Origin of the sequence: Carnobacterium gallinarum DSM 4847 (genome assembly GCF_000744375.1) — a bacterium.
GTDB lineage: Bacteria > Bacillota > Bacilli > Lactobacillales > Carnobacteriaceae > Carnobacterium > Carnobacterium gallinarum.
Map to the genome: position 1 here is coordinate 362,048 of NZ_JQLU01000004.1, position 13,451 is coordinate 375,498.

Annotated in this window: 9 protein-coding genes; 3 read left to right on the forward strand and 6 right to left on the reverse strand. The window is 33.8% G+C overall.

Annotation, left to right across the window (positions count from 1 at the left end; translation table 11 throughout):
* Positions 1-57: 57 nt before the first annotated feature.
* Both BR43_RS04445 and BR43_RS04450 read left to right on the forward strand, forming a co-directional pair.
* Positions 58-297 (forward strand): hypothetical protein, encoded by a 240-nt coding sequence (locus tag BR43_RS04445; RefSeq protein ID WP_034559881.1) that lies wholly within the window; start codon positions 58-60, stop codon positions 295-297.
* 243 nt (positions 298-540) lie between these two features.
* Positions 541-1,317 carry a C39 family peptidase gene (locus BR43_RS04450; RefSeq protein WP_034559882.1) on the forward strand — a complete coding sequence of 259 codons (777 nt, stop codon included), beginning with the start codon at positions 541-543 and terminating at the stop codon, positions 1,315-1,317.
* A 49-nt stretch (positions 1,318-1,366) separates the two neighbouring features.
* Here the strand turns inward: BR43_RS04450 and addA are convergent, their stop codons facing one another.
* Both addA and addB read right to left on the reverse strand, forming a co-directional pair.
* On the reverse strand, positions 1,367-5,158 hold the full coding sequence (addA, locus tag BR43_RS04455; protein ID WP_034559884.1) for a helicase-exonuclease AddAB subunit AddA: 3,792 nt from the start codon (positions 5,156-5,158) through the stop codon (positions 1,367-1,369).
* A complete protein-coding gene (addB, locus tag BR43_RS04460; RefSeq protein ID WP_034559885.1) occupies positions 5,158-8,781 on the reverse strand; it encodes a helicase-exonuclease AddAB subunit AddB in 3,624 nt (1,207 codons plus the stop codon). The genes addA and addB overlap by 1 nt, the downstream gene beginning before the upstream one ends.
* A 280-nt stretch (positions 8,782-9,061) precedes the next feature.
* Between addB and BR43_RS04465 the strand changes: the two genes are divergently transcribed.
* Complete coding sequence (locus BR43_RS04465) at positions 9,062-10,039, forward strand: ABC transporter substrate-binding protein (RefSeq protein WP_034559887.1); 978 nt, start codon at positions 9,062-9,064, stop codon at positions 10,037-10,039.
* A 74-nt stretch (positions 10,040-10,113) separates the two neighbouring features.
* On the opposite strand, the gene BR43_RS04470 is transcribed toward BR43_RS04465, so the two are convergent.
* The 4 genes from BR43_RS04470 to pepT all read right to left on the reverse strand — a co-directional run bounded on the left by BR43_RS04470 (position 10,114) and on the right by pepT (position 13,451).
* Positions 10,114-10,950 carry a CPBP family intramembrane glutamic endopeptidase gene (locus BR43_RS04470; protein ID WP_169741017.1) on the reverse strand — a complete coding sequence of 279 codons (837 nt, stop codon included), beginning with the start codon at positions 10,948-10,950 and terminating at the stop codon, positions 10,114-10,116.
* A 202-nt stretch (positions 10,951-11,152) separates the two neighbouring features.
* The gene (locus BR43_RS04475) at positions 11,153-11,698 is read right to left on the reverse strand and encodes a DUF1697 domain-containing protein (RefSeq protein ID WP_034559890.1); all 546 of its coding nucleotides are present in this window, start codon (positions 11,696-11,698) and stop codon (positions 11,153-11,155) included.
* A 256-nt stretch (positions 11,699-11,954) separates the two neighbouring features.
* The gene (locus BR43_RS04480) at positions 11,955-12,224 is read right to left on the reverse strand and encodes a DUF1294 domain-containing protein (protein WP_034559892.1); all 270 of its coding nucleotides are present in this window, start codon (positions 12,222-12,224) and stop codon (positions 11,955-11,957) included.
* Positions 12,225-13,451, reverse strand: a complete 1,227-nt coding sequence (pepT, locus tag BR43_RS04485; RefSeq protein WP_034559893.1) for a peptidase T — start codon at positions 13,449-13,451, stop codon at positions 12,225-12,227.

The window sequence follows — 13,451 nt, forward strand, 5'->3', positions numbered from 1 at the left end:
ACAAATTCTACAATAGGAGTATAATGATGGTAGTTCTTCTGAAAGGAGCGAATATAAATGGAAAATACAACAATTCAAAAAGTTTGGGCTGTTCAAAATTTGTTATTTAAAAATGAAGATTATCAATTGGCGTTAGAATTAGAAGATAGTCACAATCGGGTATCCCTAGGTTATATTTTAGTAACCGATCACTCACCTGCCTATCAAGTTAGTCAAGAATTTGGTTGGAGTCAAAATGATTTTGATTTTTATAAAAGTTTACATGATGCTAAAATTAATTGTTTAGCACTTGTTTAAAGTAGGATTTGCAACTCCCGTATGAGAGGAGCAACCTATTTTTTTACATAGAACTGAATTGGAATACTCCCTTCTAAGGTTTAAAGGAAGTGGATTATTTTTTTAAAACCATTTTAGTTTACATAATAAAAATATGGTGAACAAAAAACTAATAATTCGTTAAGAATTCTCTTTTTAGTTCTTAATTTTTTTAGGCTGTGCTATAATGAAAAATACTCTAATAGAATATAGGTGTTACTTAATATGAACAAAAGAAGTTTTAGTAAATTTGGTTTGATCCTGCTTGTATCAGTAGGTCTAATCTTTTTTATTAATGAACATTGGATTCAAGCTGAAACAAAAAAAACTGTCAATACAGCATCTATCTCTGAATCAGTAGCAAAAAAACAAACAAAGACTACATCATCGTCAGAATCAGTACCTCCCTCTATCCAACTTGATGTTCCTTTAGTAAACCAAATGGATGAACCAGCTTTATATAATGGTTGTGAAGTTTCATCATTGACGATGCTTCTGCAATATGCAGGAGTTGAGGTTTCCAAAAATGATTTAGCAGCAAAATTAAAAAGCGTTCCTATCATCGACGAAGATGGTTATATGGGAAATCCCAATAAAGCTTTTGTAGGTGATATCACTGGTGGTGGTGAAGGTGGACTAGGTGTCTACCATAAACCAGTTGCGAATTTAGCTAAAAAATACATTTCAAAGAAAAAAGTAAACGATATTACAGGTTCAAGCTTTGATGATTTATTAAAACAAGTAGCTGCTGGAAATCCTGTTTGGATTATTACAACTGCGAATTTTGTACCTGTTGATAGTTTTGAAACTTGGGAAACTGCTGAGGAGGATCTTGAGATTACTTATGATATGCATAGTGTTGTGGTTACGGGCTATGATGCTGATTCAATCTACATTAACAATCCATATGGTGAAAAAGATCAACAACTAGATAAAGCTGATTTTGTTGCTGCATTTGAACAAATGGGCAGCCAAGCAATTTATTTAGACAACACACTGTAAATGAAAAAGCAAAATCAACAATGATGCTACTTGTTGATTTTGCTTTTTTTTAGAGTAAAATAGTTTCACCAACACTTAATAAACAAAGATAGCTGGCTTTTACGGGCTTTCCAATAATACTTTCTAAAGCTTCTTTGTATAAATTAAGTTGCCCCCGATAGTTATCAATAATTTTTTGACGATCGGCATCTTTGTTTTTCCCAAGATGATTGGTTTTAAAATCATACAAAATAATCCCATCTTCTTCTTCCAAATAACCATCAATAATCCCATGAATGAGGATTTTATCTTTCCCATCTTCTTTCATATCATAAAAAATATCTTCCGCATCCATCAATAATGAAAATGGAGCTTCCCTTGTGACTGCTTGAGGATGTGCCACTAATTTTAAACCTAATTCTGTCTTAAAAAACGCTAATAGTGAGTTTTGATTGATTTTTTTGGCTATCGGTATTGTTACCAAGCCTTTATTAACTAGTTCAGCTATTAGCCTTTCCAGACTTGTTTGACTTGGTGTTTCTGTTAAGTCAATTGATTGCATGACTAAATGAGTAGCCGTTCCAATTTCAGTTGCTGTTGGGACACTAACCTCAGTCATAAATTTAGGCCGAGCTAATGTTTCAGAGACAAATCGATTTCTTGGCTGACTAACATCAATTTTAATCATTCGAGCATCTTCAGGTTCCTCAAAAAGCCGTTTAATCTCAGAAACAGACTGATAACTTGTTGTTCGAGTAGCCCCTTCATGCTGATAATGATAAGTCATCAGTTGATTAGCCTCTTGAATCATGTTTGCTGTTGCTTCATCGCTATTTATACCAGTTTCTTGTTCAATCGTGGTTTGAATCCTTTCTAGCCATCTGTCATCTATTTGAACTTCTTGCTCTTTAAGCAATGTTTGAATATCTGTTTCATTATAAAAATGAATACTAAATGAAGCAGGATGTTGTTGGATTTCACCAATTGGAGCCGGCGTGTCTAAGAAATCATTTTGACTAGCCGGATGTCGTACTAATGACATGCCAATCCACTTCATTAGATGAGGTGCATTGAAACGCTCAATTGCAGGTAAAACTACTTCTTTATGACTGAGCGGTTTGCCCCATTCTTGCCACGCTGTTTCTTGATCTTTATAAGAACCTACCAAAAAGAGTTTTTCTTCTGCGCGGGTTAAGGCTACATAAAGTTTTCGCATTTCTTCCGAAAGTAGCTTTTTCTTTTTCTCAATTTTTAAGGCCATTTCTGGTAATGTTGGATAATTAATGCGACGTTCTATGTCTTTATAACTTGTTCCAACACCATAAGTTTCATTAAATAAATAGTTTTTCTGAATGTCTTGTAAATTAAAGCGTTTCGTTAAATCTAATACAAAAACAATTGGAAACTCTAATCCTTTACTGGCATGAATAGTCATCACTCGAACAGCATCTTCTGACGGTGCAATAGCAGTAGGTTCAGCCAAGTCCTTATCTTTTTCTTGCATTTTTTCAATAAATCGAACAAACTGAAACAAGCCTTTAAAGCTACTAGTTTCATAATTTTCTGCTCGTTCATATAACGCATGAAGATTGGCTTGACGCTGTTTTCCAGCACTCATGCCTCCAACGTAATCTAAAAACCCCGTTTCTTCATAGATAGACCAAATCAATGTTACCAGATGTTCTCTACGAGCCATTCTACGCCAATTTTCTAATAGTTCCATAAAGCGTTTGACCTTTTCAAATAATTCAGTCACAAAATGGCTAGCCTTTTCAATTCCAGTATAATTTCGATAAAAATTATCTAATGCTTCATAATAATCTCCAGTTTTTTTATTGATCCGAATATGCGCTAATTGATTTTCATCTAATCCAACAATCGGTGAGCGTAAAACTGCCGCTAATGGAATATCTTGATAAGGATTATCAATGATTTTTAGCAAAGCCATCATAACTTTGATTTCAGTCGTTTGAAAATAATTTTGAGTATCATTTACATGTAATGGTATTTCTAAACGTTTAAAAATATCTAATAAAATCAAATTATTTTTCTTAGTTGGAGTCAATAGTACGATATCTTGATACTGGATACTGCGGTTCTGTTTCAATTCTTTATCATAGATTGGGAATTCTTCTGTAATTAATTGTTGAATGCGTTGTCCCACCATAAGCAATTCGCCTTCAGTTTTATCATTAATCCGCATGTCCCAACCAACAGACTCGCTATCGCCATCATCCGCTTCTTCAGTTGTTCCTTTTTCATAAATCAGAATTTCAGGTTGATGTTTGTGACTCTCAGGAAAGTTTGGAAAACCATGAATTAACTTTGCTGCTTCATCATAATCCATTTGTCCTACAGATTTATCCATTAATTGTTGGAAAATCAGATTTGTAAAATGCAACACTTCGCCACGAGAACGAAAATTCTCAGCTAAGATAATCCGTTCACCGCCAATATGCTGTCCAAATTTTTCATATTTCGTTAAAAATAAAGTAGGATCTGCTAATCGGAAGGAATAAATTGACTGTTTTACATCCCCTACCATAAAAAGATTTCCTTGTTCAGGATTTTCATTAGCTAACCAAAAGACTAAGTTTTCTTGCAGCTGATTCACATCTTGATACTCATCTACTAACACTTCACTAAACTTTTCACGGTAATAATTCGATGCTTCAGTTGGATGCCAGCTACCTTCTTCATAAGTTGCCAAAATTTGTAAGGTAAGATGTTCCAAATCATTAAAGTCTAATACATTGCGATTGCGTTTTTCAGTTGAATAAGCCTCAGTAAAGAGTTGAGTCACACGAGCCATTTCTTCAATAATAGGAATCGCCTTTTCCATAAGCTTAGCCATATCTTCTGGCAAAATAGCAAAATAATCAGCACTCATTTGATTATAACGTTCTTTATACTGATCTCGTAATTGCTTAACTTCTACTCCAACCTCTTTAATACTTTCATCAGCAGCTTTTTTTACCGCACTAATCCGTTCAAATTTAAATAGTTTACTATGATGATAGATTGCTTCATAGTGATCTTCTTCAACTAAGCCTAATAATTCTTCAAAAAAACGTTGTTCAGAATGGACCAGTTCATACTGTTTAGTTAATTCTTCCGTTCCTTCAGCTAATTGACTGGCTCTTGTTGCTCCATCAACCAAACTAGTAAGAACTTCTAAAATCTGTGGTTTAACTAGTTCTTGAAATAACTTTGTTTCTCCAAATCCTGTTTGTGGAACACGATATAAATCTGACAAATGTTCAAGCCACAGTTGAGGATTCGGATTAGCTCTTGAAAATTCATATAGCGAAAAAATCAACTGGGTCAAACCATCATCATTTCGGTCATTAGAATACGTAGCTGTTAAATTATAAAACTGATTAGCTTCTTCACCATATAGAGTTTCCCGTAATTCGGTCCAAACGTCTTCTTTTAATAACAGCATTTCCGTTTCATCGGTCAATAAACGAAAGACTGGATCTAACTCAATTAAATAATAGTATCGACGAATAACTTGCAAACAAAAAGCATGCAGCGTACTAATATGTGCTTGGGGTAACAATGAAATTTGTTTCACTAAATGGCGTTTCATTGTAGCTTCGCCTTCAGCTGTCAACGCTTTTTGAATCGCAACTTGAATTCGTCCCTTCATTTCACGCGCGGCTGCTTCGGTATAAGTGACAATCAATAATTCATCAACATTGGTACCGGCTTTGATTTTTTCAATAACTCGTTCAACTAAAACCGTTGTCTTACCTGAACCAGCTGAAGCAGAAACTAAAATAGTATGGTCTGTTTCATAAACTGCTTGCCACTGTCCATCAGTAAATCGACTATTTTGAGGTTTAATCGGCAATTCCATTAATCTGTTTCTCCTTCCTGATTTTCCATTTTTCGTAAAACTTCTTTAGCATCCATTGGTTCAACTCGATGGTAATTATTTTCAGGTAACATTACATCAAACTCACAAACTGAACGGAAAGGACACATCCCACAAGCAATGCGTTGTTTATCCTTATAATAAGGATTTAAGTTTGTTGCTCCTGACATAATTTTATTTCCAGCTTTTTCAAACAACTGTTGATTGTGTTTTCGTAAGGCATTCATTTCATCTGGATTGACAAATTTAGCTGATTTTAAGGTTTCATTTTTCAATTGGCGATATGGATAAACCAAAGAACTTTGCGTTGGTTCTAAACTAAGGTCTAATTTTTGCAACATCGCTTCATCTTCCAATAGAATACCATCTAACTTAAAAGGCTTTAGCATTTCTTCTTGGTAACTTGTTTCATCAGCCACTTTTTCTGTTGAAATAAATGGATTTTTCACATGTAAATAAAATGCTCCCGCTGGTTTCGCTGTTTCACCAATTAAGGCATCCGCATTGATTAAAGCTGTATCCAAATACGTAATCATTTGCATCGCTAAACCATAGTATGCATCACGATAATCAAAAACATGGGCACTTGATTTATAGTCGACAACGCTTAGATAATGATCTCCATTGACTTCCATTGTATCCACTCTGTCAATCTTCCCACGAACAAATAAATTCCCTTGTGTTTCTAATGGAATCACCAAACCATTAATGCCTTTTTGACTAGCAATCTGTCCAAATAAAACTTCTGTCTGAACTGTTGACATACCACTACGTCGACTTTGATTTGCTAAAGTCCAAGCAATTCGTTTAATTGTTGAGCCTAACTGATAACGAATATAATTCATCCGATTAGATGCTGATAAAATCGTATATTTTGGTTTTCCATATAGAGCTTCAAGAACATCGTTAGTAACGGATTTTAAGGTTCCTTCATCCAATTGATTTAAATTCAAATTACGTACATTTAATGATTTAAACAGTTGATCTAAGGCATCATGGAAAAATTCACCTGTCCCTGCCGCTGACAATTCAAACACATCCCGCTCCTTTAATCCTAATCCATAGGTAGCATAATGTTTAAAATGACAAGAATAAAAGTTCTCCATTCGTGAAACGGACGTATATAAATCCGTACCATAAAGTTCTTTAACAAGTTCACTCTTTAATTGTACTGGTTCATTTTTATGGGTTAAGCTAGCTAATAAACGTTGAAATAACCCTTCCGTTTTAGCGCTTTGCTTCATTTGACGATAAAGATTACTCCACAATGGAGGAAGTTCTCCATTTATTTCTTGCTGATGTCGTAAAACTAATAGTAATTGAGTAAGAGTACTACGCTGAGTTCCGACAAATGTCATTTGCTCCGATAATGTTGCATTTCTAGCTAAATCAACGACATTCGCAACTTTTTCTTGAATAGTTATCTTCAATCCTTCAGCGATTCTTTTCACATAAGGAGAAATTTTAGGCCCCTCTTTAGAATCATCATTTGTTGGATAGGTAAAAATCAACTTTTCAGCTGCCGTTGTAAAGGCTAAATAAGCCAAATAAGGTTCAGCTGCCATTGTAGCCTCTAAGGAAGATTTTAAGTATTTTCCTTCTCCTAAAAATTCCATTAATTTTTGACGATCTTCTTCATTTAAGACACTTTTATTTTCCGTCTTGCCAGGTAGATTTCCTTCTGTTGAGCCTAATAAAAAAGCCACTTTAGCTGTCCCAGCTCTAATCCCTGTTAAGCCTGAAAAAATGACTTGATCCATACTAGGTGGAATCATACTATATTTAGCATTCTCAAAACCTGTCGCTAAAATATCATAAAAAGATTCCAGTTGAAATGCTTCTTTTCCTAAAACTTCAACATACTCATCTAATAATTGTAAGAATGTATTCCAAACCTGTTCATGCTCTTTAGATGTTTCTAGATGATTTTCTTCAATTGCTTGATCACGCCAAAAAGCTAGCTGAGTGGAAACACCACTAGATTCTAAAAAAGTATAGAGAATTTTGGCTGCTGTTTCTCCGTTTTTGACTTTCTCAAGCTTATTAAACAGTGGAATAAGTTCCCTAGTCAAGAAGTCACGAACTTGGTTCGCAATTCCCTCTATTCGTTGATCTTCATTAGTTTGACCAGCAATATCTTCATGGACAAACTTCGTGTAGTGCCACGGCTTTTTCATCGTCCAATAATGCCCTTCATAACCATAGGCTAAAATGACATTTTCAGTAATATCTACATTGCTTCTAAAACGATTGACCTTTTGCTGAATGACTCTAACTCGACTTTCACGATCTGATGATAACTCCCCTTTTAACACATCGGGAATAAGCAACTCCGTTCGTAATAAACGCATAACATCTTGATAACGCCAATTATATTTTTTGATTGCCAATAACGCTAGCAAAAACTCAACTAAAGGATGATGATTCATCGTTTCAGCACCATCATTAAACAACTCAATCTCATTCTCTTTAAAAATCGGATTTATAATGGTTTGATAATCTGTGATATTACGCGTCATGACTATTATGTCTTGAAATCGATAAGCCCCACTTTTGACTAATCGACGAATTTCTTTGGCGACATGGGTTACCTCTGCTTGCTTATTACTAGCCGCCCAAATCTCAATCGAATCATCAACTGAAATTAACTGCTTTTGTTCTCCGTAATCATTGGGTAATAGCTGTGTACTAGTCAGCCAAAACTCTTCTAATTGGTTCAATTCCTCACTATAATTTGCGTCTAATTCTTGCAAAATTATATCATATCTTATCGGAATATGATTATTTCTAGCTAATTGATAAAGAGAAAAGTAGGTTTCACCTGTAACATGGAATAGCTCATGTAAAGCAGGCTTTTCTTGTGGATACCCTTTATCTAGAACTAAAGAGATTGTTACATCTTTACATTTCTCCATTAAGACTCTTACTAACGCTTGTTCTTGTGCATTAAATTGACTGTAACCATCAATATAAATAGTCGTATTCTCAAGTCCAGTCGCCTCTTCAATTTTTTTAGTTAAGGCTGTTAAAATATCTTCTTGCTCAATGTATTTTCCAAGTAGGTTTTCTTCAAAAGCACGATACAAAATAAGGATGTCCTTTAACTTTAATTTAAAATCTGCTTCTTTTAGTGAGTTTCCTTGTTTTTCTAAAATGTCAATTAAATCAATCTCATTAATTCGACCACTACGCAATTCCAAAAATAAGTCTGTTAACTGCTGAACAAAACCGCTTTTTCGTACCTCACCACGATAAATCGAAAGTTCTTCCTCATGCTCCAATAAAAGCTTACGAACTAACATTGACAGTCCCGCATTTGTTAATTGGGGTCGAATGAAAACATCTGTATCTTGCAAGAAAAACCAAGCTAAACGACTAAAGCTAAAAATTTGTAATCGAATTGCTCCAATTAATTTTTGTTCGTTAAATCCTGGAAATTTACTTAACTTTTTTAAAATGAGCATTTCCATTTCAAACTGTATATGATCAGGAACTAAGTAAAAAACTTTCGCCTGTTTATTCTCTTGTAAAGTAGTTGCAATCTCTTCAACCATTTGACCTTGTTTATCCGTATTCCCACGGCCTAAGACAAATTGTAAAGCCATTAGTAAGACACTCCTTCTATAAATTGACTTAGTACTAGTTTAACATAGTTATTTGTAAACTTGAAAATTTATTCATTATAAGAATTCATTCAATTCAGTGAAGTTATTCGCTAAAAAAGATTGTTTCTATTTTTCATGAAACTTCTGTATAAAAACCTTGTTTAGCCAACTTCAATTTTAATTTTTTCCAATAAAGTAACTAAATAAAATGACTAAACAGGTAGAAATATTTTATAAACATGGTAAAGTAAAGAGAAGGAATTTATTGGAGGACATTTATATGAGTATGAGAAAAAAAGGATTTATTGTTGGATCTACTGTTGCACTAATGATGGTTTTAATTGGATGTGTAACAAATGAAAAATCTGAATCGATTGACACCGGTTCGGAGAAAAACTATTCAGAGCCAAAATTGAATTTAAGCTTTGGAACGATGCCTGCTACAGATGCACTACCTATCTTAGTTGCCAGTCAAGAAGGATATTTTGTAGATGAGGGTGTGACGGTTGATATTCAAAACTTTAAATCACCGAAAGATCGTGATATGGCTTTACGTAATGGTCATTTAGATGGAGTTAGTACAGATATGATTGCTTTTAGTACATATCGTGAAAACGAGGCGAAAGTTCGTCTAACTAGCGCTTCAATTGGATACTTTTCTCTTTTATCTGGTGATTCGACTGTAACGAATTTATCTGAACTAAAAGGTCACTCGGTTAGCTATTTTAAAAATCAAGCACCTCACTATTTTTTAGATGAAGCAATGAAAACAGTCAATTTGACTTCAGATGATTTAGAATTTAAAGAAGCACATAACGTGACGACTCGAATTGAGCTTGTCCAAAATAAACAAGTAACAGCTACCATTGTACCAGACCCCTTTCGAGCAATTGGTTTAAAAGATGGTTTGACTGAGTTAGCTAAAAGTGATGACTTAGATATTAAACCTAACGCGTTTGCTTTCACAGAAAAAACGATTCAAACAAACTCAGAAGGAATTAAAGCCTTTTATCGTGCCTATAACAAAGGTGTTGACTTTATTCAAAATCACGATTTAGATACTTATTATGCCATATTAGAGAAAGAATTAGGTTATTCAAAAGCGATTAAAGAATCGGTTGAATTTCCAACATATGTCTATGCAGAACCTGTTGATCAAAAACAATTAGAAGAGGCCATATCTTGGGCGACGAATAAAGGGATTTTTACAAAGGATTGGACATTTGAGGAACTAACGAGTACAGTTGCTTTTGACTAAATAGAAATCTCAACTGTTTTATGAACTTAAAGCGAGAAACAACCGTAACTTTACGACTGTTTCTCGCTATTTTTTTATTTATTAAACCGATCATTGTACCATGTAATAGTTGTTGTTTTAATGTTTTTAAACGATTGATCTTTTTTTCGTTTTGATAAAAAACAAAGAATGATAACAAGAATGCTTAAACATAGAGTTGTTATAACACTTCCCTCCATATCATAAGGAACACCTGAATACAACGGTTGACTAAGTTTTCCTATTCCTAATGTAACCTGGACTATACTAAATTCAGTATTTACATTTGATGTTCTAATAGCTAAAATGGTATCTTGGACAAAAATCCATGCAAGATGGAAACCAATGCTTGTCCACAACGAATCTGTGTACTCATATAATAGGACTAAGACTACACCCAGTAAAAAAATTGTCACAGTCAAAAATAGATCACTAACTAAAATCGGATCAAACCGATAAATCCCAATAAAAATTAGAGATGAGAAGATAACTCCTCCAGCAACCGTGCTGCGAGATTTTATTAAATTATAAATATAACCACGCATAAAAATTTCTTGGCCAAAAGCCAAAATTAAGTAATAAAGTAAACTAAAAATTAAATCATTGCCACTATGTTTTAAAGAAAAACCAAGTACACTGTAGATATTTAGATAATAAAACAAGCCAAATACAATAAATATGACAATCGTACTTATACCAAAACCAACCACAAAATGTTGATAAAATTTACTTTCAATTAAACGGAAATCAAAAAAATTTCTCTCATGAAAAACAGAATATAAAGCAAATGGGGGTAAAATTAAAGCAATAAACATTAATAAGTTCAATAAACTATCTGAACCTGGAATAAATAAAAATAAACTTAAAATTGTAGCAAAAATTAATAATAACAAAAATATCTTTCCAATAACCTCAAAAAAACTTCGCATTCATATAGTCCTTTCTTTTTATAAATACTAATCGTTATCCTTTCTTTATCTCTATAATAGCATTAACTTTTCTACTTTCCAACATAAAATTACAGCTGTATAAAAAATAAAAACACCTCTACCTGCTTCATTTTGCAATGATTTAGTAGAGATGTTCTCGTATTTATTACTTTATTTTTATTTCTTGAATAAATTGAACTAATTTTAAAGTTGTATTCCAATTACGAACCGTCCAATTTCCCCCCTTGAATACTTTTTGATACTCTTTAAGAAGCGGTGAGTCAGTTTGTGAACCTATAATTTTAATAAAAACTGCCTTCTTAAATGGAAATCCTATCTCCTCATTCATTTCTTTCGATAACTGATTATTGGCTGAAATAATTTGCTGTTGATAAGCAACAAGCCATTGTTCGTTGGCAGCTAACTCCCGTTTAGTTAAAGGGTTTTCTGTCACCATTGTTAAAAATTCCGCTTCTGTGTAAAGAATAATTGGGATCAGGAAGCCAGCAAATTGGCTTAATTTTTGTTGAATTCGTTCCGCAAGTATAGTCGTATCTTCAATTGGTCCCGTCATGACCGCATTGCCACTGCGAATATAGGTTTTAACTTGAGAATAACCAAGTTGTTCAAGAACGTTTTTTAAATCTTGCATCGCTAAATGATGATTTTTACCAACATTAATGCCACGTAATAAAACGACATATTTTTCCATTAAATCCCCTCCTATGCTTGGATAGCAAGCTAAATAGATAGAGCGTGAAATAAAACTATATGTTAGTTTTATTTCACGCTCTAAATCTGTACAACGATTGAAAAAACAAACTTGTTTGGAAATCCGCTGAGATATAAGAATAGTTAGACTGTATCTTTTAATCCTATAACGGGTGACAAATAAATACTTTCAAGGATTCTTTCTTATTTCTACTCTAAACAACCATTTTTTCTTGGTTTAGAGAATTTAATTTGTTTTAAAAAATTAAACAATAAAGAATACTACTCATTACAATAGTTCCTAAAAAATAAATGACTTTAAACTTTAAGACACGGATCTTATGGTGAAAAATCAGCATTCCTACTAATCCACCTAACCCACCGCCTAAAATGCCAAAAGAAAGTAAGGTTTTTTCCGGAATTCGCCACAGTCTTTTCTTTGCACGGTACTTATCTAGTCCCATCAAAATAAAGAGTAGTATATTGATGGCTAAAAAATAAATACAGGCTAATAATAAATCAGACATCTAACCTTCCGCATTCAACTTCGCAATTTCGACAATCACGTTTGTTGCTTTCTTCATGCTTTCAACAGCGACAAATTCATAACGCCCATGAAAATTTTCTCCACCAGCAAAAATATTCGGTGTAGGTAGTCCCATAAAGGATAGCTTAGAACCATCTGTTCCTCCACGAATAGGTTCAATAATTGGAGAAATATCAAGGTTTTTCATTGCTTTTTCAGCCAAATCAACAATAGATAAATCCTTTTCAATTATATCTTTCATATTGTAATATTGATCGTACATATTTACTGTAACACGTTCTGAACCAGCCTTTTGATTTAGATCAGTTGCTATTTGGGTAACTAAAGCTTTACGATCCTCAAATTTTTGACGATCATGATCACGAATAATATAAGTCATTTCTGCTGTTTCCACTTCACCGCTCATTCCTACCAAATGGAAGAAACCTTCGCGTCCGTCAGTTTTCTCTGGAACTTCTGTCTGAGGCAAGGCTGCATCAAAAGCTAAAGCTAATTTCAAGGCATTTACCATTGTATTTTTCGCTGTTCCTGGATGAACATTTTTCCCTTGGATTTTAATCTCAGCCTGAGCAGCATTAAAGCTTTCATATTCTAGCTCACCAACTGGTCCACCATCCATTGTATAGGCAAAATCAGCATTAAAGTCAGCCACATCAAATAAATCAGCACCAACTCCAATTTCTTCATCGGGACCAAAGGCCACACGAATTTCACCATGCTTACTAGTTGAATCATTGAGTAAAATCTCCATGGCTGTCATGATTTCAGCGATTCCGGCTTTGTCATCGGCTCCCAATAAAGTTGTTCCATCAGTAGTAATCAACGTTTGACCTAAATAATTTTTTAAATTAGGAAAATCTTCTGGTGATAAAACAAAATTTTCAGCTTGGTTTAAAACAATCGTTTCACCTTGATAATTTTCGTGGAATTGCGGATTTACATTTGCTGCATTAAAATCAGCTGTATCCATATGAGCAATAAAGCCAATAACTGGAACTTCTCTGTCAATAGTACTTGGTAGAGTTGCAGTTACAAAGCCATTCTTATCATTATACTTCACATCAGATAAACCAATTTCTTTTAACTCAGCAACCAATGTTTGAGCAAATTCAACTTGGGTAGCAGTTGAAGGAACAGTAGTACTTGTAGCATCTGAACGTGTTTCAGTTTTTACATAACGGATAAATCTTGGAATTAAATTTTGCAT

Coding starts and splice junctions, on each gene's coding strand:
- BR43_RS04450 (WP_034559882.1), top strand. CDS start 541: ATGAACAAAAGAAGTTTTAGTAAATTTGGTTTGATCCTGCTTGTATCA.
- BR43_RS04475 (WP_034559890.1), bottom strand. CDS start 11,698: ATGGAAAAATATGTCGTTTTATTACGTGGCATTAATGTTGGTAAAAAT.
- BR43_RS04445 (WP_034559881.1), top strand. CDS start 58: ATGGAAAATACAACAATTCAAAAAGTTTGGGCTGTTCAAAATTTGTTA.
- BR43_RS04465 (WP_034559887.1), top strand. CDS start 9,062: ATGAGTATGAGAAAAAAAGGATTTATTGTTGGATCTACTGTTGCACTA.
- addA (WP_034559884.1), bottom strand. CDS start 5,158: ATGGAATTGCCGATTAAACCTCAAAATAGTCGATTTACTGATGGACAG.
- BR43_RS04480 (WP_034559892.1), bottom strand. CDS start 12,224: ATGTCTGATTTATTATTAGCCTGTATTTATTTTTTAGCCATCAATATA.
- pepT (WP_034559893.1), bottom strand. CDS start 13,451: ATGCAAAATTTAATTCCAAGATTTATCCGTTATGTAAAAACTGAAACA.
- addB (WP_034559885.1), bottom strand. CDS start 8,781: ATGGCTTTACAATTTGTCTTAGGCCGTGGGAATACGGATAAACAAGGT.